Origin of the sequence: Pseudomonas sp. Tri1 (genome assembly GCF_017968885.1) — a bacterium.
Taxonomy (GTDB): Bacteria; Pseudomonadota; Gammaproteobacteria; order Pseudomonadales; family Pseudomonadaceae; genus Aquipseudomonas.
Genome location: NZ_CP072913.1, coordinates 24,459 through 50,325, shown reverse-complemented (window position 1 = coordinate 50,325; position 25,867 = coordinate 24,459). Strand labels below are relative to the sequence as shown.

Here is a 25,867-nt window from a genome sequence, read left to right as displayed (position 1 = left end):
ATACGACATTTCGGCAGGCATAAGTGCCGTGAACCGGCCATTTCAGCGTAGCCGGGCTTGCTCTCACAAGCAGGTGCAAGCGATGCAACGGCGGCGATTCGAATCGCGACCCACGAGGAAATTCGTGTGGGCATTCTCCGATATACGGTCAGGCAAGGGGGGATAAGTTATGCAAAGGAGACAAAATGCCGCATCCATGGGCCTGCCCACCGCGCCAAATCAACAAGCCGCTCTGGCATAGGCCTTTGCGGGCATAAGCGCTGCGCAAGTTCGCCAAGCCTTGACGACTTTGCGAACCTGCGTCGCAGCTTTTACCTGACCCGGCCCTTTCGCAGGCACTCCTTGTGCCCGTAGGTCACTCCGACCCTCAATGGTCAGAACGTCCCGGCCCCCTGGTCATGCATCGGCCCTCCTCGGGCGGTGCAGAAGAGAAAAACAGGGCTGCTTTTCTCGTTTTCAAAACTCAATACCAGTTGGGATCTTTCTTGAGTTGTTCCATTAACAGTTTCTGCATACCTTCATCGGGATTTCCGAGGAAACGGTAGTCAGCGTGACGGGTCGGCGACTTGTCGGCGGGTAGCCCGGCGGGGACCTCGACCAACATGGCGTAGGCCTCGTCCTTATCGAAACTGAAGGCGACGATCAGGCGTTTGCTGCGGCACGTTGCCTGGGTTTCGCACAGCGGACCGACCAGATACTTGTCGCCATCTTCCTCGACGGCGTTCATCTGCTCAGCATCGCCAGACAGGTTCATCACCCACTCCGGCAGGCGCTCTGCTTTTTTGACAACGTGCTGCCACGTTTCGCGGTACTGCGGGTCTGCTTCAAGCAATTCATTGGCCCGCATCTGTCCATCATTGGCAGCCATTGCCATGGCACTGCCGCCCAACAGCAGGGCGGCGGCCAGTCCCTTGAAGGAAGCGCTCATGGTCAGCCTCGACCGCGACGACCAAAGAAGAAGGAAGCGATGAACATCACCAGGAATACGACAAAGAGAATCTTGGCGATGCCCGTGGCGGTGCCTGCGATACCACCAAAACCCAGTACTGCGGCGATGATGGCAATGATCAGGAAAGTAATTGCCCAGCTCAACATGGTGATTCTCCTTACGCTTTTCTATTTAGTTAGGGTCTGACGGCGATGGTTCCGGCGCGGTGGACGACCGGTCCATCAGTTAAAACACCCAGCGCTCCTGGCGAGGTAGTTCGGCGGCAGGCTGTGCCTGGTCGACGTCCATCATTCGCATGGAAGCGGAAACTTCCGAGAGGCTGCCAACGGCGCTGAAATGGGTTTGAGGGGCGCGCTGAATGGAAACCAGCGGCGCCTCCGGTTGTTGGCTCTGCTGCCAGAACAGCCATTGCTGGCCTGCCACTAGGGTTATCAGCAGGGCTACAACACCCCACAGAATCTGCTGAACGTGCAGGGAAGAGATTCGAAACTGGGCGGCACTTTGACGATTCATCCTGAAATTCCTCCCCACCCGAGTGGTGATCTGGTTGAGGCGCCCTTAGCGCCACGCTTGATCGGACCATTGCAGTCGGCGTGCCAGAATTTTGTCAAAAAAAATCCATTTAAAATCAAATAGTTATATCTGGTACGCAAAACGTCCAGGGCGCATCCTGCACGATGCCGCCACAGAGAGTCGTGCGTATTGCACGAACGAAGCGAAGGGGGGTTAGATTCTTTTTGAATTGCCCGTCGAAAACAGATGTCGGAATGAGCAAGCCGAACCGTCCGAGACGGATGTCAGACAAAAAAAGGAACCCAAATCAATCTTTTAGGAGTCAGACGTCCACAGGGCCACTCTCGGTGGGTAATATCCCCTCAGAAACGACCATGCAACTTGCCCGATTTTTCTGACACTAACCAACATCATTCATTAAGGAGCGTAGGAAAATGGAATCCGCCACTGAGCATCAAGGCCGCATTCTGCTGGTAGACGATGAGTCCGCCATCCTGCGTACGTTCCGTTACTGCCTGGAAGACGAAGGCTATACCGTCGCGACCGCCAACAGCGCCGCCCAGGCCGACACCCTGTTGCAGCGCCAGGTGTTCGACCTGTGCTTTCTCGACCTGCGCCTGGGCGAGGACAACGGCCTCGACGTCCTGGCGCAAATGCGTATTCAGGCGCCCTGGATGCGAGTGGTGATTGTCACCGCCCACTCGGCGGTCGACACCGCCGTCGACGCGATCCAGGCCGGTGCCGCCGATTATCTGGTCAAGCCGTGCAGCCCGGATCAATTACGCCTGGCCACCGCCAAGCAACTGGAAGTGCGCCAATTATCGGCAAGGCTCGAAGCCCTCGAAGGGGAAGTGCGCAAACCCAAGGACGGCCTCGATTCCCACAGTCCGGCGATGAAAGTCGTTCTGGAAACAGCCCGCCAGGTCGCCAACACCGACGCCAACATCCTGATTCTTGGCGAGTCCGGCACGGGTAAGGGCGAGTTGGCCCGGGCGATCCACGGCTGGAGCAAGCGTGCGAAGAAGTCCTGCGTGACCATCAACTGCCCGTCGCTGACCACTGAGTTGATGGAAAGCGAATTGTTCGGTCACAGCCGCGGCGCGTTCACCGGCGCCAGCGAGAGCACCTTGGGACGCGTCAACCAGGCTGATGGCGGGACGCTGTTTCTCGACGAGATCGGCGATTTTCCCCTGACATTGCAACCCAAGTTGCTGCGATTCATCCAAGATAAAGAATATGAACGGGTAGGGGACCCGGTGACACGCCGCGCCGACGTACGGATTCTCGCCGCGACCAACCTCAACCTCGAAGACATGGTGCGCGACGGGCGCTTTCGCGAAGACCTGCTGTATCGCCTGAACGTCATTACCCTGCATCTACCACCGCTGCGTGAGCGTGCCGAAGACATCCTGACCCTGGCCGACCGCTTCCTGGCGCGCTTCGTCAAGGAATACGCGCGCCCGGCCCGGGGCTTCAGCGACGAGGCGCGCGAAGCGCTGCTAAGCTATCGATGGCCAGGCAATATCCGGGAACTGCGTAACGTGGTCGAGCGCGCCAGCATTATCTGCCCACAGGAAAAAGTCGAGATCAGTCACTTGGGCATGGCCGAGCAACCGGTCAACAATGCGCCACGAATCGGCGCCGCGCTGAGTCTCGACGAATTGGAGAAGGCTCACATCGGCGCAGTACTGGCCACCGCCGACACCCTCGACCAGGCGGCCAAGACCCTGGGGATCGATGCTTCCACGCTGTATCGCAAACGCAAGCAGTACAACCTGTGAGCGATACCTTATGAAGCTGGCGATGAAGCTGCGCACCCGACTGTTTCTGAGCATCTCGGCCCTGATTACCGTGGCATTGCTGGGACTGGTGCTTGGCCTGGTCAGCGTGATGCAAATGGCCAACACCCAGGAACAATCGGTACGCGACAACTTCATCTTGCTGGACCTGGGCCTCAAGCTGCGCCAGACACTGGGCGACCAGTTGATGATCATGCTCGACGACAAACCCGATCTGGCTGCGCTGGAAGCGTCCAAGCGGCAATATTTCGGTTTACTCGAAGAGGGCATCGCCCATGAACAGGGGCTGGCCAGCTCGATCGACAACTTCACCAAGGCCAAAGCCGACTACATCCGTTTTCTTGAAGCCTTTACTGCGTCTCGCCAACAACCGGCCCAAATTACCGCCATCCAGGACCTCACCGAAAAATTCAATGTGCTGCGCAGTGGCTTGATCGAGGGATATCGACAAGCCTTGAACAATATCAGCGAAACCCAGAACCGCGCCCGCGAACGTGCGCTGTTGATTTCCGGACTGCTGGGGCTGGTGGGGTTGGCGGTGCTGATCATCGGTTTTATCACGGCCCACGGTATCGCCCGGCGTTTCGGGGCGCCGATCGAGGCGCTGGCGGCGGCAGCGGATGACATCGGCCAGGGCAATTTCGAGGTGACGTTGCCCATTTCTTCCGCTGCCGAGTTGAATCTTCTGACACGTCGCTTCGGAATCATGGCCCAGGCGTTGCGCGAACATCAGGCCACCAACGTCGATGAACTGCTCGCCGGCCAACAACGTTTGCAAGCCGTACTGGACAGCATTGACGACGGCCTGCTTATGATCGACCGCCAGGGCCGGCTGGAGCACCTCAACCCCGTGGCCCAGCGTCAACTGGGCTGGGATGAGGAACGCCTGGGCCTGGGCTTGGGCGAGGCGCTGGGACGCCTTGAACTGGATGAAGAGCTGCACGTGGTCCTGCGCGGCGGAACCCAGGAGCGGGCACCAGACGACCTGAGCATCGAGGTGGACGGTGAGTCGCGGGTGCTGACTTACAGCCTCACACCGGTCAGCCATACCCAGGGTCACATCCTCGGAGCGGTGATGGTGCTGCACGATGTCACCGAACAGCGCGCTTTTGAGCGGGTGCGCAGTGAATTCGTGTTGCGCGCTTCCCACGAACTGCGCACCCCCGTCACCGGCATGCACATGGCATTCGGCCTGTTGCAGGAGCGTGTGCATTTCGCTGAAGACTCCCGCGAGGCCGACCTGCTCAACACCGTCAATGAAGAAATGCAGCGGCTGATGCAACTCATCAATGACTTGCTGAACTTCTCTCGCTACCAGAATGGTCTGCAAAAGCTGACCCTGGGACCTTGTTCCATCGAAGATTTACTCGAAGCAGCCCGGTTGCGGTTCGCCGCGCAGGCCGAGGCCAAGGGCATCGAATTGCTCGTGGCGATCCAGGGCCCGCTGCCACACCTGCATGCCGACGCTGCGCAGTTGGATCGTGTGCTGGATAACCTGATCGACAATGCCTTGCGTCACACTGGCAACAACGGCCAGATCCGCCTGCAGGCCCGGCGCCACGGCGAGCGAGTGATCATCAGCGTCGAAGACAACGGTGAAGGCATTGCCTACAGTCAGCAGGGACGGATCTTCGAACCTTTCGTCCAGGTCGGACGCAAGAAGGGCGGTGCTGGCCTTGGCCTGGCGTTGTGCAAGGAGATCGTCCAGCTCCATGGCGGGCGCATGGGTGTCTATTCAAGGCCGGGGCAGGGCACACAGTTCTACATGGCGCTGGCGGTCTGAGGAGGCTCAGGCTTCATCGTCCAGGCGTCGGCTGAGCAGGCGCCGACCGCGGGTAATCAGTTCGATGAGCTGCACCGCACTGAGTGCATGGGCAAACAGCCAGCCCTGACCGAACTTCACGCCTTCGCTACTCAAATAGGAGGCTTGGGCTTCATGCTCGATACCTTCGGCGATCACCTTGAGCTCCAGCGCGTGAGCCATGCGAATGATGTGCGGGGCCACACCGCTGCTGGCGGCATCGTGGCCCAAGGCATCAATGAACGCCTTGTCGATTTTCAGGCAATCCACCGGCAGGGTCTGCAGGTAGGCCAGGCTGCAATAACCGGTGCCGAAATCGTCGATCAACACCTGATGCCCGACGTCGCGCAACGACTGTAGGTTATCCCGGGCAACCAATACATCGATCAGTCCGCGCTCGGTCACTTCGAAGGCAATCTGCCGGGCGGATACCCGATGCAGCGCCAGCAGGCGGGCAATCACTTCGCCGATACGCGGCACCATCACATCGCACGCCGCCAGATTTACTGAGATGTACAGTTGCGGATTAGCCCGCAACAGCTGGCCCAATTGATCAAACAGCCGCTGCAGCACGAAATCGGTGATCTGGCGGATCTGCCCGGTGTTTTCCGCCATCGGGATAAACAAATCCGGACTGGTCAGGGTGCCGTCCGGTCGTCGCCAGCGCAGCAAGGCTTCGGCACCCACGCAGTTGCGGCTGCTCAGGTCGAAAATCGGCTGGTACAGCACCTGCAACTCACCACGCCGGATGGCTCCGTGCAATTCGGCATCCATGGATTGACGCTGGCGTGCCAGCAGAAACACCTGGAACCCGATACCCACGCCCAGCATCAGACTGATGGGCAGCATCCACCAGGCATTGGCTGGAACCTGAAAACCGTTGCGCTGAGCGATCAGCACTAACTGATATTCCGGACTGTCGGTCGGCATCCGATAGATCAAGCGGTTCTGCGTCACTTGCAAGGCATTGTGGCTTTTTGGCGGCCAGGGCTCGGTTGGCGGCCAGTATTGGTCAGTCCCGAGCACCGGAATGGCCCGCTCGCCGTGATCCAGGACGACCAGCAGGCTGCTGCCCGGTGGCAAATCGACCACATCGGTCAAATGCCCGCGAGACGTAGCCACCCGAAAGTTGCCGCGCCCCAGCATCAATGCCGCGCGGTCTTCATCGGGTTCTGTGGTGGTGTTGAGCCAGTAATTGTAGGTCGGCCCGCGGATGTCGGGCGGGCGGGTCACCGACAACCCGCTCTGGCGTGGACGGTTGGAACAGACGCCGCTGCCATCGATATACACCGCCTCGTAGACGAAACGGTAGTTGAAGCTGACCTGACGCAATGTCGCGATCATGTCATCGTCACATCCGCGCAACGGCTGGTTTTGCAGATCATCGAGACTTTCGCGCAGTTGGCCGAAAAGCTGCTCCAAGCGTTGCAGAAAGCGCTCGCCCTGGGCATTCATCTGATCGCTTTCACGCTGCTGGATCTGCTGCATCACCACAGCCAGACTCCCCGCCAGCAACAGCACCGTACTCAAGGCAGCCGCCATCATCGCCAGGAAAAGAGGGCGATGGAGCCAGCTCTGCAGGGTTTCGCGGGCAGCCGTCATCATGGGCAATCCGAAAGTTACCAATGAGTTATAGCTTCTGATTTGGATTTAGCGCTGATAGTCAGACGGGCGTCATTATTTTGTCTGGTTGAGCACCTGCAGAATCGCCGCGCTTTGCGCATCCGGTGTGCCATCGAACCGCGTCGGCCGGTAGTGCAGCTGGAAGGCGGCCAGCACATGGTGGGTGGCCACGTCCCATTCGCCCGTCTGGGGCGTCGGGTAGCCGAGGCGGGCCAGCTCGGCCTGGAACCAGCTGGCGCTCGGTAACTGCGCGGCGGCGAATATCGCTTGCTGGCGGGCCACGGCCTGTTCGTCTGGCCAGAAGCCCAGGCCCGCTTCGGCCAGGCGCTTCCAAGGGAACAACGGCCCCGGATCGAGCTTGCGCAAAGGCGCGATATCGCTGTGCCCGATGATGTTGCGCGGGCTGATCGCGTTACGCTGGATGATGTCCTTGAGCAATACGATCAGGGCTTGGACCTGGGCTTCGCTGTAGGGATACCAAAGGCGCCCTGTGGGCGTGTCGATGAAGCCTGGATTGACGATCTCAATGCCGATGGAGCTGGAGTTGAGCCAGGTCCGACCTTGCCATTCGCTCTCCCCGGCGTGCCAGGCGCGACGGTTTTCATCCACCAGCTTATAGATGGTCGCGGGTTTATCGTCGCCAATCAGGTAATGGGCGCTGACTTCACCATGAGTCAGCAGCGCCAGGGATCGCTCGAGGGAGGCCGAAGTGTAATGCACCACCACGAATTGGATTCGGCTGTCCTGATTGACAGAAGGGTGACGGGTATCTAACCGGGGGCCGCTGGTGCAACCGGCCAGAACCAGTAAGGAGACAATGAGCGAAAACAATTTCATGGCGGAATGCATTACGCGCTGGAAGTAATGCAACAGTGTAACGTATCGCCTCGCGAATGATCGGGCTCACGCACCGATATTAAACAAAATGGAACAATTGGGTTTCAGCCCAGCTCCACGCGATTGCGTCCGGAGTTTTTCGCCCGATATAGCGCCTGGTCGGCTCTTTTGATGACAAGATCGCTGCGTTCTCCGGGTTTGAATGCCGTCATGCCTATGGACACCGTGACCGTCACCGGCTCACCTTTGAAGTGGAACGGACAGACTTCGATGGCAGCGCGCAAGGCCTCTGCCAACTTGGCGCCCGCGGCCAGGGAGGTGTCGGGCACCAACAGGACAAACTCCTCGCCGCCAAAGCGGGCAATGAAGTCACCACCGCGCAGGCGTCTACGCAGTACCGAGGCGATGAGCTTCAATACTCGGTCACCAGCCAAATGGCCGTAGTTATCGTTGATTCGCTTGAAATGATCGAGGTCGAGCATAGCCAGTAACAGGCTATTACCGCGCTGCTGCCACTGGGAAACCTCATGATCGAGGCGCTCGGACCAGGCGGCACGGTTAGGTAACCCGGTGAGCGGATCGACGAGCGCTTTTTGCCGCTGCTCTTCGAGATTATCGCGCACGACCTGGGCATCCTGCTCCATCAACGCGACACGCTCGGCGAGGCTTTTCAGACGCGCCGAGACTTCCTGCTCGCGCAGATCGCGCTGCTTCTGGTGCAGGTCCATTGTGCCGAGCAGGCCTTCAAGGTGGTTTTCCAGCACTTGCTTGAGACCTTCCAGGTCATCGGCTTGCTGGACGCTGCTTTGCAGGCCATCAACCTGTTCACGAATCTGGGTGTCCATTTCCCTGGAGGCCGACTGATTATCGGCATGGTCTTCACTGGCGGCCCGCAGGCTGTTCTGGAATGACTCAAGCCGATCGTTGAGCCGCTGCAGGTAAGCCTCGAACTCATGTTGACCGCTGTCAGTGATTGCCAGCATGAGTACCGCCAGATCATCGAGGATCGGCAGCAACTCATACCAGTTCAAGCCATTTTGCAGGCGCTCACGCATGGCCTCGGCTTGGGGTCTATGACGCTCGGGCAGGGTCAGGTCGCCCAACAGCCCCAGCAGCGTGTCTTCGATATGCCTGGCCACCGAGCTGTAGGAGGGCTCCGGCGAGTCGGGCAGGGCGTAGTGGGCTTCATCCGGGTCGGTGGTGACCGGATCGACAGTAACCAGGGCCTCGGTCGGGTCAGTTGGTTCTGCTGGCTCATCTGCCTCGACAGCAGGGAGCGGTGCTTCGGACAGCGTCTTCGCCGGCTCTTTTGATTGCAATTCGTCGGGATTTTCGAGCGCGGGCTCCGGTTTCGCAAGCTCATCGGCGATCACTGCCGGCTCGGCGGCTTCACTCAGTTCGATGACGGAGGGAGGCGCTTGGGATACCAGTGTCGGCGCGGGCGCTGGATCGGGTGCGACCATCGGCACCAGGACGGCATCTGGATCAGGTGCTGTCTCCAATGCCTGGGTCTGGGCTTGCTCCCGATCCCGCTCAGGCACTTGCTCCGGTGCCGGTGCCGGTGCCGGTGCCGGTGCCGGTGCCGGTGCCGGTGCCGGTGCCGGTGCCGGTGCGACAGATGCTGCTTCAATTGCCACCGCTGTGGGAGCCGGCAAGATCGTTTCTGACACAGGCGCCGCGCTACCCTGAGCCGGATCGGGCGACTGCGGCGCTTCTTCGTGGCCATGTCCGCCGAACAATCGTTGCAGCAAGCCTGGACGATGCGCTTCGGCAGGTGCATCCAGCGCACTCAACGCTTTGCCCTGCAAGCTGCTCAGCTCGCTGAGCAGCAGTGGAATCTCCCGGGCCTGGCTGACACGGTCCTCCAACTGCTTGGAAAATTTCTTCAGCGGCCGGCTGACTTCCTTTGGCAGCGGCAGGGTTTGCAACTGGGCGACCAGGGCCGTCAAGGCGCTGCTCATCTGTTCGATCCGGGTCTCGCGGCGCTGCTCGGAATCGAGTACGGCTTTCTCCAGGCGCGGCAGCAGTGCGGCGAGGCCGGCATCCATGTCATCGGTGCGCACCACCTCGCGCATCTCTTTCATGCATTGATCAACCGCCCGGTCAGTGCCCTCGGCAGCCAGGGTGCTGCGCACCAGGCCCCGACGCAGCAAGTCGAGCCGGGCATCCCAACGGCGCTCGAGCTTTTCCTGCTGTTCGATACTCTTGAGGTACTTCTCTCTCCAGCGTTCGGCTTCGTCGCTCATTCATCGGATCCGCGAGGGGCAGGACTCAGCGCGGGAAAGGCATCAGCCGTGAGCGAACCCGGCAAACGAATTTCGACCGCGACCGGCAGGTGATCGGAAATGGGCTGGGCCAGCACCTCGACGCGTTCGAGGGTCAGGGTCGGGCTCAGCAGGATATGGTCCAGGCAACGCTGGGGGCGCCAGCTGGGGAACGTCGCTTCCAGTTGTGGCGCGAGCAGACCCAGGTCACGCAGGGGCGAAGTTTGCAGCAAATCATTGGCGTGAGTGTTCATGTCGCCCATCAGTACCTGATGCTTGTAGCCGCCGATCAGCTCGCGGATGTAGGCCAACTGCATGGTCCGGGTACGCGCGCCGAGAGCCAGGTGCATCATGACCACGACCAAAGCCTCCGGCCCCTCGCCAAAACGCGCGAGGATCGCCCCGCGCCCCTTGGGCCCCGGCAGCGGATGGTCTTCGATCGCCCACGGTCGCAAGCGACTCAACACGCCATTGCTGTGTTGGCCGAGACGACCGAGGTTACGGTTGAGTTGCTGGTACCAGTAGGGAAAGGCGCCCAGTTGGGCCAGATGTTCCACCTGATTGACGTAACCTGACCGCAGGCTCCCGCCATCAGCCTCTTGCAGGGCCACCAGGTCGAAATCCTTCAGCAGGTCGCCGATTTTTTGCAGGTTATCGGCGCGTCCGGTGTGCGGCAGCAAATGTTGCCAGCCCCGGGTCAGGTAATGCCGGTAGCGCTCGGTGCTGATACCCACCTGGATATTGAAGCTGAGCAGCCGCAGGCGGTTATCGGCAGGCAAGCCCGTGGACATGACGTGGTGCTCGTTGACCCGCGGTTCATGCAGGCCAACGATGCGTTCGGTACTCCAGCGGGCCATGGCCGTGAGCCGCGCTTAGTTGGCGGCAGCCTTGGTGGCCGCTCGCTCTTTGGCGATCAGTTGGTCGGCCAGTTGCAGCGCTTGTTCGGCACCGCCGGCGGAACCGATGTCAAAGCGGTATTTACCGTTGACGATCATGGTCGGTACGCCAGTGATCTCATATTTCTTTGCCAGTTCCTTGGCCTTGTTGATCTGGCCCTTGATGGCGAAGGAGTCGAAGGTGGCTAGGAATTTATCCTTGTCCACACCCTGGGTCGCCAGGAAGTCCGCCATGTCTTCCTTGTCGGTCAGCTTCTTGTGTTCTTTCTGGATCGCGTTGAAAACGGCGGCGTGAACCTTGTGCTCGACGCCCATGGCTTCGAGGGTCAGGAACATCTGGCCGTGGGCGTCCCATGGGCCGCCGAACATGGCGGGGATGCGTACGAAGTTAACGTCCGAAGGCAGTTTCTCGACCCATGGGTTGATAACCGGCTCAAAAGCGTAGCAATGCGGGCAGCCGTACCAGAACAGTTCCACCACTTCGATCTTGCCAGGCACCGCCACCGCAACGGGGTTGGTCAATTCGACATAGGGTGCGGCGGGCTTTTCAGCCGCTTGGGCAGTCACGCCGAACAGGCTGGCGGCGACGAGCGCGGCGCTGATGATCAGATTACGCATGCTTTACTCCTGGACAATGAGGTGGCCTCGCAAGACCTGCTTCTAGGACAGATCGTGGCGGGTTCTAGTTCGCTAGTGTAACGGCAGCGGCCACAAAAAAGGGCGGCCAAAGCCACCCTTTTGATGCTCGCATCGAGAGATTAATCGAGCGTTAACGTTGCAAGGGATGTACATCCCTTGCGACGCCAGCCAAAGGCCTCAGTGCAGGCCTTGGATGTAGCTGGATACCGCCGCGATATCTTCGTCGCTCAGCTTTTTCGCAATGCTCTGCATCGGCTTGGTATCGCCGTCGTTGGTCCGGCCACCTTCTTCCTTTCTGAATTCGGTCAATTGCTTGCCTACGTACTGGGCATGCTGGCCGCCCAGGTGCGGGAAGCCGGCTGCAGCGTTGCCTTTGCCGTCAGGCGAGTGGCAACCGGTGCAGGCTGGAAGCCCCTTGTTCAGGTCGCCACCACGGAACAGTGCTTCACCACGGGCCACGAGCTTCGGATCGGCAGCCCCGACGCTGCCCTTCTGGCTGGCGAAATAAGCCGCGATGTCCGCCAGGTCCTGATCGCTCAGGTTGGTCAGCAGGCCGGTCATTTCCAGCACCGTGCGCTTATTGGACTTGATGTCGTGCAACTGCTTGTTCAGATAACGTTCGCCCTGGCCCGCCAGTTTCGGAAAGTTGGGCGCCATGCTATTGCCATCTGGGCCATGGCAGGCCCCGCATACGGCCGCTTTCGCCTGACCGGCAGCGGCATCGCCAGCGGCGTGGGCTACGCCGGATATCCCCAAGGTCAACAGCAGACTCACGATCAGTTTGTTCATCAGCTAATCCAACTACGGCTAAGGGTTAAAGAGTTATGGACCGGGTTTACTCGCTCATCCACTGGATGATGGCTCGGTAATCCTCGGCACTGCAGTCCATGCACAAACCACGCGGCGGCATCGCCTTGAAACCCTGGGTCACGTGTTGCACCAGCGTCTCCATACCTTTCGCCAACCTCGGCGTCCAAGCTTCCTGATCGCCCTTGCGGGGCGCCATGGGGAGTTGGCCGGAATGACAGGCACCACAAACACGGTTGTACACAGCTTCCGGATCCTGTGTAGCCTGAGCGCTGTAAAGCGGCATCAAGACACCGGCAGCTAGCAGCCATTTCGTCATAAAACGACCTTTTCAGGGTTGGGAGCGAGCTGCGTTCTAGTGCGCAATTTCGGTCGATCGCTCCCGTGAGCTTCATCCTACGCTGGGACAAAGCGCACACAAAATCTGCGGCATTATATACTGGCGTCACTGAAACGGAAACGACACAGCTTGCCGCGTCCATTCCCGACGCCGCCCACATCGGAAATCCCATGCAACTGAAGAACCCCATCCTTGGCCTGTGCCAACAGTCCACCTTCATGCTCAGCGCCGCCAAAGTCGATCAATGCCCCGACGATGAAGGCTTTGAAGTGGCTTTCGCCGGGCGTTCCAATGCCGGTAAATCCAGCGCGCTGAACACCTTGACCCATGCCAGCCTGGCACGCACCTCGAAAACCCCGGGTCGCACGCAGCTCTTGAACTTCTTCAAGCTAGACGATGAACGCCGTTTGGTCGACCTGCCCGGTTACGGCTACGCGAAAGTACCGATCCCGCTCAAGCAACACTGGCAGCGCCATCTGGAAGCCTACCTGGGCAGCCGCGAGAGTTTGAAAGGCCTGATTCTGATGATGGACATCCGCCATCCGATGACCGACTTCGACCTGCTGATGCTCGACTGGGCTGTCGCCAGCGGCATGCCGATGCACATCCTGCTGACCAAGGCAGACAAGCTCACCTACGGCGCGGCCAAGAACACCCTGCTCAAAGTGCAGTCGGAAATTCGCAAAGGGTGGGGCGATACGATCACCATCCAGCTGTTCTCGGCCCCCAAGCGCATGGGCCTGGAAGAGGCCTACACTGTATTGGCCGACTGGATGGAATTGGCAGACAAGGGCAGCGAACAGGCGGAATAAGCCAAATCGCAGGCAAAAAAAACCCCGGACTTCGTATGGGGAGGGGGAAGTTCGGGGTCCAAGTTCCGGACCGCTAGGGCGGGGTCCAGATATCTGCCAACACTTAACACAACATAGGAGCATTGAAGGGCTTCACCAGCCATTCAGAATCTCTGAGTAGCAATTCACCGGTTTAGTTCAGATTATTTTTGGAAATAGCCTTAGGAATTTTCCGAACTAATTAGGAGGCCGCCCAAGACGTGCGGTGATGCACTGTGGCGAGGGAGCAAGCTCCCTCGCCACAAAAAACCCTTGAGCCTCGGGGCTTGGGAATCAGTGCGCCTCATCCCAGTTATTGCCCACGCCCACTTCCACCAGCAGCGGCACGTCCAGGGTGGCGGCGGCGCTCATGTGCTGGCGAATTTCCTCGCGCACCTGGTCGACCAGGTCTTCACGCACCTCCAGCACCAATTCGTCGTGTACCTGCAGGATGACCTTGGCATCCAGCCCTGATGCGCTCAGCCAGCGATCCACCGCCACCATGGCTTTCTTGATGATGTCTGCGGCCGTGCCTTGCATCGGCGCGTTGATCGCCGTGCGCTCGGCACCTTTGCGCAACGCAGGGTTTTTCGCATTGATGTCCGGCAGGTACAACCGACGGCCAAAAATGGTTTCGACGAAACCCTGCTCGGCCGCCTGGGCACGGGTGCGCTCCATATACGCCAGCACACCTGGGTAACGGGCGAAGTAGCGGTCGATGTAAGCCTGGGACTGCTTGCGATCGACGCCAATCTGCTTGGCCAGGCCAAATGCACTCATGCCATAGATCAAACCGAAGTTGATCGCTTTGGCACTGCGGCGCTGATCATGAGTGACCGCCTCCAGCTCGACCCCGAAAACCTCGGCGGCCGTGGCCCGGTGCACGTCCAGATTATGGCGAAACGCGTAGAGCAGGCCCTCATCCTTGGCCAGGTGCGCCATGATCCGCAATTCGATCTGCGAGTAGTCCGCCGCCAACAGCTTGTAGCCTTTCGGCGCGATGAAAGCCTGACGAATCCGCCGGCCTTCGGCGGTACGAATCGGAATGTTCTGCAGGTTCGGGTCGATCGAGGACAGGCGTCCGGTAGCGGCGACAGCTTGCTGATAATTGGTATGGACGCGGCCCGTGCGGCTGTTGATCTGCTCCGGCAGCCGATCGGTGTAGGTGCTCTTGAGCTTGCTCAGCGAGCGGTATTGCATCAGCACCTTGGGCAACGGGTAATCCTGCTCCGCCAGTTCGGCGAGCACCGCCTCGGCGGTGGACGCCTGGCCCTTGGCCGTTTTGCTGAGCACCGGCAAGCCGAGTTTTTCGTACAGGATCACGCCCAATTGTTTCGGCGAACCCAGGTTGAATTCCTCACCGGCGATCGCAAACGCCTCACGCTCCAGCGCCACCAGTTTCTCGCCCAACTCGACACTCTGCACGCCCAGCAGGTTGGCATCGACCAGCGCACCCTGGCGTTCGATGCGCGCCAGGACCGGCATCAACGGCATTTCAATTTCCGTGAGCACTTTGCCCAGGCTTGGCGTGGCGGCCAGCTTTTCCTGCAAGGCCTGGTGCAGGCGCAAGGTCACGTCTGCATCTTCGGCGGCGTAAGGACCGGCCAGTTCCAGGGAGATTTGATCAAAAGTCAGCTGTTTGACGCCTTTGCCAGCGATATCCTGGAAATCGGTCTTGCTTTGGCCCAGGTACTTGAGCGCCAGGCTGTCCATGTCGTGGCGGGTCGCCGTGGAATCCAGCACATAGGATTCAAGCATGGTGTCGAAGGCGATGCCCTGGACCAGGATGCCATTGTCCTGGTCGCCACCGATGGCGCAGTTGGCCAGGATGTTGGTTTCGAACTTGGCGTGCTGGCCGACCTTGAGCTTGTTCGGGTTTTCCAGCAGGGGCTTGAGGGCCTTGAGCACCGTATCGCGGTCCAGCTGCTCCGGCACGCCCATGTAGGAATGGGTCAACGGGATGTAGGCGGCCTCGAACGGCGCAACGGCGAACGACAATCCCACCAGTTGCGAATGCTGGGCGTCACCACCGTTGGTTTCGGTGACGAAGGCAAACAGCGGCGCTTTGTCGAGTTTGGCCAGCCAGGCATCGAAGCGCGCCTGATCGAGGATGACTTCATACTTGGCCTCGACAGCGCCGGGTTGTTCGTCGCTGACTTCGACGATCTCCTGGCCCGCACGTTTGGCATCACGCTGGTTTTCTTCGAACCAGCTTTTGAATTCCAGCAGTGTGTACAGTTCGGCGAGTTTCTCGTGGTCCGGCGCGCCCATTTTCAGATCGTCGAGGCCGATCTCCAAAGGTACGTCCGTCTTGATGGTCGCCAGCTCATAGGAAAGCAACGCCATTTCCTTGTGCTCTTCGAGCTTGGCGGCCAGGGTCTTGGCGCCACGGATGGGCAAGGTGGCAACGATGTCCAATTGCGCATACAGCTCGGTCAGGCCGCCATTGACACCCACCAGCAAGCCGGACGCGGTCTTCGGTCCGATGCCCGGAACACCCGGAATGTTGTCGGATGAATCGCCCATCAATGCCAGGTAATCGATGATCTGCTCCGGAGCGACGCCAAACTTCTCCTTCACGCCAGCCACGTCCAGTGCACTACCGGTCATGGTATTGACCAAGGTAATGTGACCGTCGACCAGTTGCGCCATGTCTTTGTCGCCGGTGGAGATCACCACCGGACGGTCGGCCGCGGCGCTGCTGCGGGCCAGGGTGCCGATCACGTCATCGGCCTCGACGTTGTCCACGCACAGCAGCGGGAAGCCCAGGGCCTTGACGCTGGCATGCAGCGGCTCGATCTGCACGCGCATGTCATCGGGCATGCTCGGGCGGTTAGCCTTGTATTCGGCATACAGCGCATCGCGAAAAGTCCCACCCTTGGCGTCGAACACCACGGCGAATGGACTGTCCGGATACTGCTTGCGCAGACTCTTGAGCATGTTCAGCACGCCCTTGACCGCACCGGTCGGCAGGCCTTTGGAGGTGGTCAGCGGTGGCAGCGCGTGAAAGGCGCGGTACAGATAAGAAGAACCGTCCACCAGGACGAGGGGGGCTTGGCTCATGAGCAGGATCAACCTTTTCGGCGGGTCCGGGGCTAGAATAGCGGGACCGTTGACGACAAAGGGACAAGGTTATCATGCGTACACTAAATCGCCTGTTACTGGCTGGCTTGTTTGCAATCACCCCGTTGGCCGTCATGGCGGCGGACGACGCGCCCTCGGCGGACCCGGATGTCACCATCCGCACCGAAGGTGATAAAACCATTCAGGAGTACCGGCAAAACGGCTTCTTGTACGCGATCAAGGTCACGCCCAAGCACGGCAAGCCTTATTTCCTGGTGCGCGCCGATGGTAGCGATGCAAACTTCATCCGCTCGGACCAGCCGGATATGCTGATTCCGTCGTGGAAAATCTTTGAGTGGTAATACCGCTCTGCACTTCAACCGGCGCCCGCTGAAGGGCGCCCGTACTGGCAGTTTTAACCATGTCTGTGTTCACCCCCCTGGCTCGGCCCGAGCTGGAAACCTTTCTCGCCCCTTATGGGCTTGGCCGTCTGCTTGATTTCCAGGGGATCGCCGCTGGCAGCGAAAACACCAATTTCTTCATCAGCCTGGAGCAGGGCGAGTTCGTCCTGACCCTGGTCGAACGCGGCCCGGTGCAGGAAATGCCGTTCTTCATCGAACTGCTGGACGTGCTGCATGACGCCGACCTGCCGGTGCCTTACGCCTTGCGCACCACCGATGGCGTGGCGCTGCGGGAACTGGCGGGCAAGCCGGCACTGTTGCAACCGCGCCTGGCGGGCAAGCACATCAAGCAGGCCAACGCGCAACATTGCGCCCAGGTCGGCGAGTTGCTGGCGCACCTGCACCTGGCGACCCGGGACAAGATGATCAAGCGCAAGACCGACCGCGGCCTGGACTGGATGCAGGAGGAGGGCGCCAAGCTGCTGTCGCACCTCGACACCGAGCCCCGCCGGCTGCTTGAGGCCGCGCTGGATGAGATCGCCCTGCAGAAGGTGGGCATCCTGGCGCTGCCCCGGGCCAATATCCACGCGGATCTGTTCCGCGACAACGCGATGTTCGAAGGCACGCACCTGACCGGGCTGATCGACTTCTACAATGCCTGCTCCGGGCCGATGCTGTATGACGTCGCCATTGCCTTGAACGACTGGTGCTCGGACGACGACGGTGTGCTTGATGGCGCGCGGGCGCGGGCGTTGTTGGGGGCCTATGCGGCGCTGCGACCGTTCACTCCCGCCGAGGCCGAACTCTGGCCGACCATGCTGCGCGTGGCATGCGTACGGTTCTGGCTATCGCGGTTGATCGCCGCCGAATCCTTCGCCGGGCAGGATGTGTTGATCCACGATCCGATGGAGTTCCAGCAGCGCTTGGCGCAGCGGCAGACAGCTCACACTCCGTTGCCTTTCGCCCTTTAAACAGCATCGCGGGCAAGCCTTGCTCCCACAGGTGTAAGCGATTTTTCTGTGGGAGCAAGGCTTGCCCGCGATGGGAACGCCGCCAATCCAAGCGTTACAGTGACTCCAGGCAACCCGCCAAATCATTCCCCAACTTTTCCAACAACTGCTCATACCCTTGCGCCGTCGCCGGGGTATAGCCGCCCAGTGCATCCAGCTCCGCCAGCTTCACCGGCAACCCGGCCACCAGGGTTTCGGCCAGGCGCGGGCGCAGGGGCGGTTCACTGAACACGCAGGTCTTGCCCACGGCCTGCAAGCGCGTGCGCATCGCCGCCACATGCTGGGCACCGGGCTGGACTTCGGCGGCCACGGCGAACACACCGGCGTGCTTGAGGCCGTAGTTGTCTTCGAAATAGTCGAACGCTTCGTGGAACACGAAATACGGCTTGCCCGCGACCCCGGCCAGGCGCGCCTTCAAGCGCGTATCCAAGGCGTCCAGACGCTGGTTGAAACCCTTTAGGTTGCTTTGATAACGGGCGGCATTGGCGGGGTCGGCCGCGCTCAGGTCAGCCGCCATCTTCGCGGCGATCACCCGCGCGTTGGCCGGCGAAAGCCATAGATGGGCGTCGACAGAGCCGGGGCGGTGGTCATGATCATGCTCGTCGCCATCGTGCTCATCCTCGTGGGACTGGCTGTCCTGGGCGAAGTGACGAAGCTTGAGCCCTGGCAAATCCTGTACGGCGACAGAAGGTAACGTACGACCGTTCAGCACCCGCGGTAGGAAGCTTTCCATGTCCGGGCCGATCCAATACAGCAGATCCACGGCTTGCACCTTCCGTACGTCGGATGGCCGCAAGGCATAGTGATGCGGCGATGCGCCGGGAGGCAGCAACACTTCGGGAACTGCCACGCCGTCCTGCACCGCAGCGGCAATCAGCTGCAATGGCTTGATGCTGGTCAGGACTTTGACTTCGGCCTGGGCCGGGCCGATCAGTAGGAAACTTGCGACAAAAGCGACAAAGAGCGAAAAAATTCGGGACACGATGACCACTCGAAGAGGCGAGAACGGGTAACATAATAACGTCTCTCACTGAACTCGTCGCTGCCCATGCCTATCACACCCCTTGCCAGTCGCCCCCACGATCACTCCCACTGCGTGCACAGCGCGCTGTCCGAGGCCGATGCCATCTGCGCACGCCAGGGGTTGCGCCTGACCGCCTTGCGTCGACGCGTGCTCGAGCTGGTCTGGCAAAGCCACAAGCCGCTGGGCGCCTACGACATCCTGGCCGTGCTCAGCGAGCAGGATGGCCGCCGCGCGGCGCCGCCGACGGTCTATCGGGCGCTGGATTTCCTCTTGGAAAACGGCCTGGTGCATCGCATTTCGTCGCTGAACGCGTTCGTCGGCTGCAACCATCCGGAGCACGCTCATCAGGGCCAGTTCCTGATCTGTCGCGAATGCCACGCCGCCATCGAGCTGGAACAGAAGTCCATCAGCGATGCGATCATCGCCAGCGCCAAAGAGGTGGGCTTCGTGGTCGACAGCCAGACCGTCGAAGTGGTCGGTCTCTGCTCCGGCTGCCAGGGGGCTTGATGAGCAACGCGTTGATCCGCCTCGAACAGGTGGCCGTGACGTTTGCCGGGCAAAGCGTGCTGGATAACATCCAACTAAGCGTCGAGCCGGGGCAGATCGTTACCTTGATCGGCCCCAACGGCGCCGGCAAGACCACCCTGGTGCGTGCCGTGCTGGGTTTGCTCAAGCCGGACAGCGGCAGTGTCTGGCGCAAGCCAAAGCTGCGGATCGGCTACATGCCGCAAAAACTCCACGTAGACCCGACCCTACCGTTGTCGGTGTTGCGCTTCCTGCGCCTGGTGCCTGGCGTGGACCGCGCACGGGCCTTGGCGGCGCTCAACGAAGTCGGCGCCGAACAGGTGATCGATAGCCCGGTACAAAGTGTTTCCGGTGGCGAAATGCAGCGCGTGCTGCTGGCCCGCGCCCTGCTGCGCGAGCCTGAACTGCTGGTGCTCGACGAGCCGGTGCAAGGCGTCGATGTAGCGGGGCAGGCCGAGCTGTACAGCCTGATCACGCGCTTGCGCGACCGTCATGGTTGCGGCGTGCTGATGGTGTCCCACGATTTGCACCTGGTAATGAGCACCACCGACCAAGTGGTCTGCCTCAACCGCCACGTCTGCTGTTCCGGGCATCCCGAGCAGGTCAGTGGCGATCCGGCCTTCGTCGAGCTGTTCGGAAAGAACGCACAAAGCCTGGCGATTTATCACCACCATCATGACCACGCCCATGACCTGCATGGTTCAGTGGTCAGCGACTCGTCTGTTTCTACCCATGTTCATGGAGATGGCTGCAAGCATGGCTGACTTTCTGTTGTACGCCCTGCTCGCAGGTCTGGCCCTCGCGCTGGTGGCCGGCCCCTTGGGTTCGTTCGTGGTCTGGCGGCGCATGGCCTATTTCGGCGACACCTTGTCCCACGCGGCGTTGCTCGGCGTAGCCCTGGGGTTTCTGCTGGACGTCAGCCCGGCGGTGGCGGTGACCGTTGGCTGCCTGTTGTTGGCGGTGCTATTGGTGACATTGCAACAGCGCCAACCGCTGGCGTCCGACACGCTGCTGGGAATTCTCGCACCCAGTACCCTGTCCCTCGGGCTGGTGGTACTAAGCTTCATGCATGACGTGCGGATTGACCTGATGGCCTACCTGTTCGGTGATTTGTTGGCCATCAGCCCTGCGGACCTGTCGTGGATCCTGGGCGGCAGCGCGGCGGTGCTGCTGTTGCTGGTTGCGCTCTGGCGGCCACTGCTGGCCGTCACCGTGCACGAGGAACTGGCGCGCGTCGAGGGCCTGCCTGTGGTGGGTTTGCGGCTGGCGCTGATGTTGCTGATTGCGGTGGTCATCGCCGTGGCGATGAAGATCGTCGGGGTGTTGCTGATTACCTCATTGCTGATCATTCCGGCGGCTGCGGCACAACGTCACGCCCGTTCCCCGGAGCAGATGGCCCTGGGCGCGAGCCTGCTGGGCATGCTCGCGGTGTGCGGTGGGCTGGCGTTGTCGTGGTTCAAGGACACTCCGGCAGGGCCGTCGATCGTGGTCAGCGCCGCAGCGCTGTTTCTGCTGAGTTTTGTCCTGCCCCGCCGAGGGGTGTAGACTTGCTCGCTTTTTGCGCAAATAGAGAGTCGCAGGAATGAAGCCGTTCGCCTCCCGTTATCTGCTCCTTGTCGCATTTTCCCTGCTACTGGGCGCTTGCCAGAGTTCGCCGCCGGTCATCGAGGCCCCCGATACGCGGGGCCCGGCCATCGCGCAACTTGAACAAAGCCTGGCCAGCAATGAACTGGCCACCGCTGAAGATCAGTTGGCCGCCTTGCAGGCCCAGACGCCTGACGATCCCTCGCTGGAACCCTATCAACGGCAACTGGCCGAGGCGTATTTGCGCCGCAGCCAGATCGACCTGCAAAAAGGCGATGTCAACGCCGCCACCACCGCGCTGAGCCGCGCCCGAGCCTTGATGCCCAAGGCGCCGGCACTTTCCGGTGAGGTCAACAGCGCGATTGCCGAAGCCCGCAAGGCCGAGCTGGAAAAAGCCGAGGCCGCCCTCCAGGCCGCCGAAGCCAAACCGGTCGCCAAAGTGATTGATCCGAGTAGCGAAAGCACCACGGTGGCGCTCAATATCGGCGATATACAGCAAATGCGTCGCCAACTGGACGCCATCGCTGCTGATGTGGTGAATTTTCAATGTGACGTCAGCATTCAGGCGCCGCGTACCGATGATTATCCGTGGTTGGCAACGCTGCTGACCAAGCGGGTCAAGAAACTTGATCCTGGGTTTGACCTGAAGTTGCAAAAGCAGATTTTGCGCAGCGTGCCGGCGCAGATGGTTCTAACTCCGCGTAAGCCTTAAAAAGCATCGCGAGCAGGCTCGCTCCCACAGTGATTTTGTGTCGATCACAAAACCCCATGTGGGAGCGAGCCTGCTCGCGATAGCGTCCTACCAGCAAACAATCTCTTTCAGACAACCCTCAAGCCGGAACCGCCTTGGCCTTAGGCTCCCGCGCCCAAACCCGATGCTGAGCAATCGCCGCAAAAAACCGCGAAAAACCGCTCGCCTCCGCGTCTTCGATCAACCCCGCATCCACCTCCAGCTTCAACTCCACCAACAACTGCCGGGCCTCACCATGAAGCCCAATGGCTTTCAGATGCTTGTAGGCCTCCAGCACGTAATGCAACGCAACTCCATCGCGACTCAAGGCCTTGATCGACTCCGCACCGCCCGGTACGAACACCGCGTCGAAGGCAATCGACGGCAGGCCTTCCATGGACGCATCCACCGCTAGCTTTTGCCCAGCGGCCGTAGTCACCGGTGCCGAAGTCGGCCCCAGCACTTTGGCATGGGCGCCCTCGGCCTTCAGGGCCTGTTTGAGGGCGTCGATGATCGCCCCATCGACACCGTTGGCCACCAGCACCGCCACTTTCCGGGTCTTGATGTCGCCAGACAGCAGGTTCACCTGGCTCAAGGCCGGGGATTGCTCCAGCGAAGGCGTCGGAACATCGACAGTACCCGCAGTCGGTGCCGGCAAGCCGAGGTTTTTCGCGACTCGCCCAGCCAGATCCAAGTCGATGTTGGCGAGGATCTCATTGACCTGCCGTTTCCGGATGAACTCCCGCTCCACCTTGCCCAGTTCGAAGCTGTAGGCGGCGATGATGTGCTCCTGCTCGTGGGCGCTCATGCTGTTGTAGAACAGCCGGGCCTGGGAGAAATGATCGCCAAACGATTCGCTGCGCTGGCGGATCTTGTGCGCGTCGATGCGCTCTGGATAGCTTTCGAAGCCACCGTCCTCAGGGCCGGGCGGGGTTTCCTTCGGCCAGCCACCATCGATGGAGTTCGGCTCGTAGGACGTGCGCCCCTTGTCGATGGTGCTGCGATGCATGCCGTCACGCTGGCCGTTGTGCACCGGGGTAATCGCCCGGTTGATCGGCAGCTCATGAAAATTCGGCCCACCGAGTCGGCTGATTTGCGTATCGGTGTAGGAAAACAGCCGACCCTGTAGCAACGGGTCGTTGGAAAAGTCGATACCCGGCACGATATGCCCAGGGCAGAACGCAACCTGCTCGACTTCGGCGAAGAAGTTGTCCGGGTTGCGGTTCAGCACCATTTTGCCCAAGGGCGTGATGGGGACCAGTTCTTCAGGGATGATCTTGGTCGGGTCGAGCAGGTCGAAGTCGAATTTATGCTCGTCTTCCTCGGCGACGATCTGTACGCCAAATTCCCATTCCGGGTAGTCGCCCATCTCGATCGATTCCCAGAGATCGCGACGGTGGTAGTCGGTATCTTTACCCGCGAGTTTCTGGGCTTCGTCCCAGACCAATGAGCAGGTGCCGACCGTAGGGCGCCAGTGGAATTTGACGAAGCTGCTTTTGCCTTCGGCGTTGATCATGCGGAAGGTGTGCACACCGAAGCCTTGCATACTGCGCAAGCTTTTCGGAATGGCCCGGTCGGACATCGCCCAAATCACCATGTGCGCCGATTCCGGCACCAGCGAGACGAAATCCCAGAACGTATCGTGGGCCGAACCGCCGGTAGGTATTTCGTTATGGGGTTCGGGTTTTACCGCGTGGACGAAGTCTGGAAACTTGATCGCGTCCTGGATGAAAAACACCGGCATGTTGTTGCCCACCAGGTCGAAGTTGCCTTCGTCGGTAAAGAACTTCACCGCAAAGCCACGCACGTCCCGCACGGTGTCGCCGGAACCCCGTGGACCTTGCACGGTGGAAAAACGCACGAATACCGGGGTTTTCTTACTCGGATCTTGTAGGAAACCGGCTTTGGTCAAGGCCGAGTGCGCATCATAGCTCTGAAAATAACCATGAGCCCCGGTACCGCGAGCGTGGACGATACGTTCCGGGATACGTTCATGGTCAAAATGCGTGATTTTTTCACGCATGATGAAGTCTTCCAGCAACGAGGGGCCGCGGGCGCCGACTCGAAGGGTGTTCTGGTTATCGGCGATTTTCACGCCTTGGTTGGTGCGCAATGCTTGTTCAGTGGCGTCGGAACGGAACTGTTCCAGGCTCTCGAGCTTGGCGTTGGTGTTGCCGCGATCCAGCGTGTCGGTCCCGGCCAGTTGGCTCTTGTTGACCGTGGGCTTTTCGGTACTCATCAGGCATAACTCCTCTTTACGATCCCCGCCGTGGCCAGGACTCTTGAGTTCGATACCGCAGGTCGATACCTGGGCATTTTCGAGTTGCTTAATGAGTGACCGATGCCGTTTGGCTGTGTTCCTTTTTTATGGCCTTTGATCGCGTTATTGCCAAATGACAGGTCTGATCGCAAATAAATGCTAAGAACCTCTATACGGACAGGCTAAAATGCGCGCCCGGCTAACCGCTGATCCTTTTCCAACGCGCCCCACAAGGTTCGCTACGTGATCGAGTTTCAAAACGTTTATAAAACCTACCGGGTTGCCGGTAGGGATATCCCCGCCCTGCACCCGACCAGTCTGACGATTGAGAACGGTCAGGTCTTCGGCCTGATCGGCCATTCCGGTGCGGGAAAAAGTACCCTGCTGCGCCTGATCAATCGCCTGGAAGATTCCAGCGGCGGCAAGATCATCGTCGACGGCGAGGAAGTCACCGCCCTGGACGCCAGCGGCCTACGGCGCTTCCGGCAGCAGGTCGGGATGATTTTCCAGCACTTCAACCTGCTGGCCTCCAAGACCGTGGCCGACAACGTCGCGCTGCCGCTGACCTTGGCGGGCGAATTGTCCCGCAGCGAAATCGACCAGCGCGTCGCCGAATTGCTGGCGCGGGTGGGCTTGTCCGACCACGCCAGGAAATACCCGGCGCAACTGTCCGGCGGCCAGAAGCAGCGCGTCGGCATCGCCCGCGCCCTGGCGACCAAACCCAAGATCCTGCTGTGCGACGAGGCCACCAGCGCGCTCGACCCACAGACCACCGCCTCGGTGCTGCAACTACTGGCGGAGATCAACCGCGAACTGAAGCTGACTATCGTGCTGATCACCCATGAAATGGACGTGATCCGCCGCGTATGCGATCAAGTCGCCGTGATGGACGCTGGCGTGATCGTCGAGCAAGGCCCGGTGGCCGAAGTGTTCCTGCACCCCAAGCACGCGACCACCAAGCGTTTCGTCCAGGAAGACGAGCAGATCGACGAAAGCGAACAACGCGACGATTTTGCCCACGTACCCGGACGCATCGTGCGTCTGACCTTCCAGGGCGAAGCGACCTACGCGCCACTGCTCGGCACCGTCGCCCGGGAAACCGGCGTGGACTACAGCATACTTGCCGGCCGTATCGACCGCATCAAAGACACCCCCTACGGGCAACTGACCCTCGCCATCACCGGCGGTGACATGGACGCGGCGTTTGCCCGCTTCACCGCGGCCGATGTCCATATGGAGGTGCTGCGCTAATGGAACTGTTGAGTTCGTTCTTCTCCAACATCGACTGGCTGGAAATCTGGCTGGCGACAGGCGACACCTTCCTGATGCTGTTCGGTTCGCTGTTGTTTACCGTGCTGCTCGGCCTGCCGCTGGGCGTGTTGCTGTTCCTCTGCAGCCCGCGTCAGTTGCTCGAAGCCCGCGGCGTTTATGCGCTGCTGTCGCTGATCGTCAACATCCTGCGTTCACTGCCATTCATCATCCTGTTGATCGTGATGATCCCGTTCACGGTTTTGATTACCGGCACTTCGCTGGGCGTGGCCGGCGCGATCCCACCGCTGGTGGTCGGCGCGACGCCGTTCTTCGCCCGCCTAGTGGAAACCGCCCTGCGTGAAGTCGATCGCGGCATCATCGAAGCTACCCAGGCCATGGGCGCGACGACTCGGCAGATCATTATCAACGCCTTGCTGCCGGAAGCCCGCCCGGGCATTTTTGCAGCGATTACGGTGACCGCGATTACGCTGGTGTCCTACACGGCCATGGCCGGTGTGGTCGGTGCCGGTGGTTTGGGCGACTTGGCGATCCGCTTCGGTTACCAGCGTTTCCAGACCGATGTGATGGTAGTCACGGTGGTATTGCTGCTGGTGCTGGTTCAGGTCCTGCAAACCGTGGGCGACAAGTTGGTTGTGCATTTTTCTAGAAAATAAGGCCTCGCGGCCAATAAACCATGAGCCGGCCATTCGCTGGCAGGCGC

General features: G+C 60.4%; 24 protein-coding genes. 11 read left to right on the top strand and 13 right to left on the bottom strand.

Annotation, left to right across the window (positions count from 1 at the left end):
- Window positions 1-463: 463 nt before the first annotated feature.
- The 3 genes from J9870_RS00230 to J9870_RS00220 all read right to left on the bottom strand — a co-directional run bounded on the left by J9870_RS00230 (window position 464) and on the right by J9870_RS00220 (window position 1,462).
- Complete coding sequence (locus J9870_RS00230) at window positions 464-928, bottom strand: inhibitor of vertebrate lysozyme family protein (protein ID WP_210642184.1); 465 nt, start codon at window positions 926-928, stop codon at window positions 464-466.
- 2 nt (window positions 929-930) lie between these two features.
- Window positions 931-1,095 carry a DUF1328 domain-containing protein gene (locus tag J9870_RS00225; RefSeq protein WP_003177151.1) on the bottom strand — a complete coding sequence of 55 codons (165 nt, stop codon included), beginning with the start codon at window positions 1,093-1,095 and terminating at the stop codon, window positions 931-933.
- Between the two features lie 79 nt (window positions 1,096-1,174).
- Window positions 1,175-1,462 (bottom strand): hypothetical protein, encoded by a 288-nt coding sequence (locus J9870_RS00220; protein WP_210642183.1) that lies wholly within the window; start codon window positions 1,460-1,462, stop codon window positions 1,175-1,177.
- A 434-nt stretch (window positions 1,463-1,896) separates the two neighbouring features.
- Between J9870_RS00220 and algB the strand changes: the two genes are divergently transcribed.
- Together algB and J9870_RS00210 are read left to right on the top strand one after the other, a co-directional pair.
- On the top strand, window positions 1,897-3,243 hold the full coding sequence (gene algB / locus J9870_RS00215; RefSeq protein WP_210642182.1) for a sigma-54-dependent response regulator transcription factor AlgB: 1,347 nt from the start codon (window positions 1,897-1,899) through the stop codon (window positions 3,241-3,243).
- Window positions 3,244-3,253: 10 nt separating this feature from the next.
- On the top strand, window positions 3,254-5,044 hold the full coding sequence (locus J9870_RS00210; protein ID WP_210642181.1) for an ATP-binding protein: 1,791 nt from the start codon (window positions 3,254-3,256) through the stop codon (window positions 5,042-5,044).
- A gap of 6 nt (window positions 5,045-5,050) precedes the next feature.
- Here the strand turns inward: J9870_RS00210 and J9870_RS00205 are convergent, their stop codons facing one another.
- The 7 genes from J9870_RS00205 to J9870_RS00175 form a co-directional block, all read right to left on the bottom strand.
- The gene (locus J9870_RS00205) at window positions 5,051-6,664 is read right to left on the bottom strand and encodes an EAL domain-containing protein (protein ID WP_210645061.1); all 1,614 of its coding nucleotides are present in this window, start codon (window positions 6,662-6,664) and stop codon (window positions 5,051-5,053) included.
- Between the two features lie 75 nt (window positions 6,665-6,739).
- On the bottom strand, window positions 6,740-7,522 hold the full coding sequence (locus J9870_RS00200; protein ID WP_210642180.1) for an N-acetylmuramoyl-L-alanine amidase: 783 nt from the start codon (window positions 7,520-7,522) through the stop codon (window positions 6,740-6,742).
- A gap of 104 nt (window positions 7,523-7,626) precedes the next feature.
- Window positions 7,627-9,768 carry a GGDEF domain-containing protein gene (locus J9870_RS00195; RefSeq protein WP_210642179.1) on the bottom strand — a complete coding sequence of 714 codons (2,142 nt, stop codon included), beginning with the start codon at window positions 9,766-9,768 and terminating at the stop codon, window positions 7,627-7,629.
- On the bottom strand, window positions 9,765-10,643 hold the full coding sequence (locus J9870_RS00190; RefSeq protein ID WP_210642178.1) for an endonuclease/exonuclease/phosphatase family protein: 879 nt from the start codon (window positions 10,641-10,643) through the stop codon (window positions 9,765-9,767). Before J9870_RS00190 ends, J9870_RS00195 begins: the two co-directional genes overlap by 4 nt.
- A gap of 15 nt (window positions 10,644-10,658) precedes the next feature.
- On the bottom strand, window positions 10,659-11,300 hold the full coding sequence (locus J9870_RS00185; protein ID WP_210642177.1) for a thiol:disulfide interchange protein DsbA/DsbL: 642 nt from the start codon (window positions 11,298-11,300) through the stop codon (window positions 10,659-10,661).
- 198 nt (window positions 11,301-11,498) lie between these two features.
- Window positions 11,499-12,110 (bottom strand): c-type cytochrome, encoded by a 612-nt coding sequence (locus J9870_RS00180; RefSeq protein WP_210642176.1) that lies wholly within the window; start codon window positions 12,108-12,110, stop codon window positions 11,499-11,501.
- Window positions 12,111-12,156: 46 nt separating this feature from the next.
- Window positions 12,157-12,447 (bottom strand): c-type cytochrome, encoded by a 291-nt coding sequence (locus tag J9870_RS00175; RefSeq protein ID WP_003196231.1) that lies wholly within the window; start codon window positions 12,445-12,447, stop codon window positions 12,157-12,159.
- 191 nt (window positions 12,448-12,638) lie between these two features.
- On the opposite strand from J9870_RS00175, the gene yihA reads away from it, so the two are divergent.
- Window positions 12,639-13,280 carry a ribosome biogenesis GTP-binding protein YihA/YsxC gene (gene yihA / locus J9870_RS00170; protein ID WP_210642175.1) on the top strand — a complete coding sequence of 214 codons (642 nt, stop codon included), beginning with the start codon at window positions 12,639-12,641 and terminating at the stop codon, window positions 13,278-13,280.
- Between the two features lie 312 nt (window positions 13,281-13,592).
- Here yihA and polA read toward each other — a convergent pair whose 3' ends face one another.
- Window positions 13,593-16,361: a DNA polymerase I gene (polA, locus tag J9870_RS00165; RefSeq protein WP_210642174.1), complete on the bottom strand. Its 2,769-nt coding sequence runs from the start codon at window positions 16,359-16,361 to the stop codon at window positions 13,593-13,595.
- Window positions 16,362-16,435: 74 nt separating this feature from the next.
- On the opposite strand from polA, the gene J9870_RS00160 reads away from it, so the two are divergent.
- Entirely contained in the window at window positions 16,436-16,723 is a 288-nt protein-coding gene (locus J9870_RS00160) for a DUF2782 domain-containing protein (RefSeq protein WP_063323620.1), read from the top strand.
- 59 nt (window positions 16,724-16,782) lie between these two features.
- On the top strand, window positions 16,783-17,733 hold the full coding sequence (locus J9870_RS00155) for a homoserine kinase (RefSeq protein ID WP_210642173.1): 951 nt from the start codon (window positions 16,783-16,785) through the stop codon (window positions 17,731-17,733).
- A 94-nt stretch (window positions 17,734-17,827) separates the two neighbouring features.
- Here J9870_RS00155 and znuA read toward each other — a convergent pair whose 3' ends face one another.
- Window positions 17,828-18,754, bottom strand: coding sequence for a zinc ABC transporter substrate-binding protein ZnuA (gene znuA / locus J9870_RS00150; protein WP_210642172.1), 927 nt, complete (start codon window positions 18,752-18,754; stop codon window positions 17,828-17,830).
- Between the two features lie 66 nt (window positions 18,755-18,820).
- Here znuA and zur point away from each other — a divergent pair, with 66 nt between their 5' ends.
- From zur to J9870_RS00130, 4 genes are read left to right on the top strand one after another with little or no spacing between them, the layout of a single operon-like run.
- A complete protein-coding gene (zur, locus tag J9870_RS00145; protein ID WP_210642171.1) occupies window positions 18,821-19,303 on the top strand; it encodes a zinc uptake transcriptional repressor Zur in 483 nt (160 codons plus the stop codon).
- Window positions 19,303-20,085, top strand: a complete 783-nt coding sequence (znuC, locus tag J9870_RS00140) for a zinc ABC transporter ATP-binding protein ZnuC (protein WP_210642170.1) — start codon at window positions 19,303-19,305, stop codon at window positions 20,083-20,085. The genes zur and znuC overlap by 1 nt, the downstream gene beginning before the upstream one ends.
- On the top strand, window positions 20,078-20,866 hold the full coding sequence (znuB, locus tag J9870_RS00135; protein ID WP_210642169.1) for a zinc ABC transporter permease subunit ZnuB: 789 nt from the start codon (window positions 20,078-20,080) through the stop codon (window positions 20,864-20,866). Before znuC ends, znuB begins: the two co-directional genes overlap by 8 nt.
- Window positions 20,867-20,903: 37 nt before the next feature.
- The gene (locus J9870_RS00130; protein WP_210642168.1) at window positions 20,904-21,617 is read left to right on the top strand and encodes a PA5502 family lipoprotein; all 714 of its coding nucleotides are present in this window, start codon (window positions 20,904-20,906) and stop codon (window positions 21,615-21,617) included.
- Between the two features lie 118 nt (window positions 21,618-21,735).
- Here the strand turns inward: J9870_RS00130 and katE are convergent, their stop codons facing one another.
- A complete protein-coding gene (katE, locus tag J9870_RS00125) occupies window positions 21,736-23,874 on the bottom strand; it encodes a catalase HPII (protein ID WP_210642167.1) in 2,139 nt (712 codons plus the stop codon).
- A 264-nt stretch (window positions 23,875-24,138) separates the two neighbouring features.
- Between katE and J9870_RS00120 the strand changes: the two genes are divergently transcribed.
- Both J9870_RS00120 and J9870_RS00115 read left to right on the top strand, forming a co-directional pair.
- A complete protein-coding gene (locus J9870_RS00120; protein WP_210642166.1) occupies window positions 24,139-25,146 on the top strand; it encodes a methionine ABC transporter ATP-binding protein in 1,008 nt (335 codons plus the stop codon).
- Window positions 25,146-25,820 carry a methionine ABC transporter permease gene (locus J9870_RS00115; protein WP_210642165.1) on the top strand — a complete coding sequence of 225 codons (675 nt, stop codon included), beginning with the start codon at window positions 25,146-25,148 and terminating at the stop codon, window positions 25,818-25,820. The genes J9870_RS00120 and J9870_RS00115 overlap by 1 nt, the downstream gene beginning before the upstream one ends.
- Window positions 25,821-25,867 lie beyond the last annotated feature (47 nt).

What these genes read in the sequence shown, in the direction of transcription:
- J9870_RS00180 (WP_210642176.1), bottom strand. Translation starts at nt 12,110, where the DNA reads ATGAACAAACTGATCGTGAGTCTGCTGTTGACCTTGGGGATATCCGGC.
- katE (WP_210642167.1), bottom strand. Translation starts at nt 23,874, where the DNA reads ATGAGTACCGAAAAGCCCACGGTCAACAAGAGCCAACTGGCCGGGACC.
- J9870_RS00220 (WP_210642183.1), bottom strand. Translation starts at nt 1,462, where the DNA reads ATGAATCGTCAAAGTGCCGCCCAGTTTCGAATCTCTTCCCTGCACGTT.
- znuB (WP_210642169.1), top strand. Translation starts at nt 20,078, where the DNA reads ATGGCTGACTTTCTGTTGTACGCCCTGCTCGCAGGTCTGGCCCTCGCG.
- J9870_RS00185 (WP_210642177.1), bottom strand. Translation starts at nt 11,300, where the DNA reads ATGCGTAATCTGATCATCAGCGCCGCGCTCGTCGCCGCCAGCCTGTTC.
- J9870_RS00200 (WP_210642180.1), bottom strand. Translation starts at nt 7,522, where the DNA reads ATGAAATTGTTTTCGCTCATTGTCTCCTTACTGGTTCTGGCCGGTTGC.
- znuC (WP_210642170.1), top strand. Translation starts at nt 19,303, where the DNA reads ATGAGCAACGCGTTGATCCGCCTCGAACAGGTGGCCGTGACGTTTGCC.
- J9870_RS00160 (WP_063323620.1), top strand. Translation starts at nt 16,436, where the DNA reads ATGCGTACACTAAATCGCCTGTTACTGGCTGGCTTGTTTGCAATCACC.
- J9870_RS00190 (WP_210642178.1), bottom strand. Translation starts at nt 10,643, where the DNA reads ATGGCCCGCTGGAGTACCGAACGCATCGTTGGCCTGCATGAACCGCGG.
- J9870_RS00230 (WP_210642184.1), bottom strand. Translation starts at nt 928, where the DNA reads ATGAGCGCTTCCTTCAAGGGACTGGCCGCCGCCCTGCTGTTGGGCGGC.
- algB (WP_210642182.1), top strand. Translation starts at nt 1,897, where the DNA reads ATGGAATCCGCCACTGAGCATCAAGGCCGCATTCTGCTGGTAGACGAT.
- polA (WP_210642174.1), bottom strand. Translation starts at nt 16,361, where the DNA reads ATGAGCCAAGCCCCCCTCGTCCTGGTGGACGGTTCTTCTTATCTGTAC.
- J9870_RS00210 (WP_210642181.1), top strand. Translation starts at nt 3,254, where the DNA reads ATGAAGCTGGCGATGAAGCTGCGCACCCGACTGTTTCTGAGCATCTCG.
- J9870_RS00175 (WP_003196231.1), bottom strand. Translation starts at nt 12,447, where the DNA reads ATGACGAAATGGCTGCTAGCTGCCGGTGTCTTGATGCCGCTTTACAGC.
- J9870_RS00130 (WP_210642168.1), top strand. Translation starts at nt 20,904, where the DNA reads ATGAAGCCGTTCGCCTCCCGTTATCTGCTCCTTGTCGCATTTTCCCTG.
- J9870_RS00225 (WP_003177151.1), bottom strand. Translation starts at nt 1,095, where the DNA reads ATGTTGAGCTGGGCAATTACTTTCCTGATCATTGCCATCATCGCCGCA.
- yihA (WP_210642175.1), top strand. Translation starts at nt 12,639, where the DNA reads ATGCAACTGAAGAACCCCATCCTTGGCCTGTGCCAACAGTCCACCTTC.
- zur (WP_210642171.1), top strand. Translation starts at nt 18,821, where the DNA reads ATGCCTATCACACCCCTTGCCAGTCGCCCCCACGATCACTCCCACTGC.
- J9870_RS00155 (WP_210642173.1), top strand. Translation starts at nt 16,783, where the DNA reads ATGTCTGTGTTCACCCCCCTGGCTCGGCCCGAGCTGGAAACCTTTCTC.
- J9870_RS00195 (WP_210642179.1), bottom strand. Translation starts at nt 9,768, where the DNA reads ATGAGCGACGAAGCCGAACGCTGGAGAGAGAAGTACCTCAAGAGTATC.
- J9870_RS00115 (WP_210642165.1), top strand. Translation starts at nt 25,146, where the DNA reads ATGGAACTGTTGAGTTCGTTCTTCTCCAACATCGACTGGCTGGAAATC.
- J9870_RS00205 (WP_210645061.1), bottom strand. Translation starts at nt 6,664, where the DNA reads ATGACGGCTGCCCGCGAAACCCTGCAGAGCTGGCTCCATCGCCCTCTT.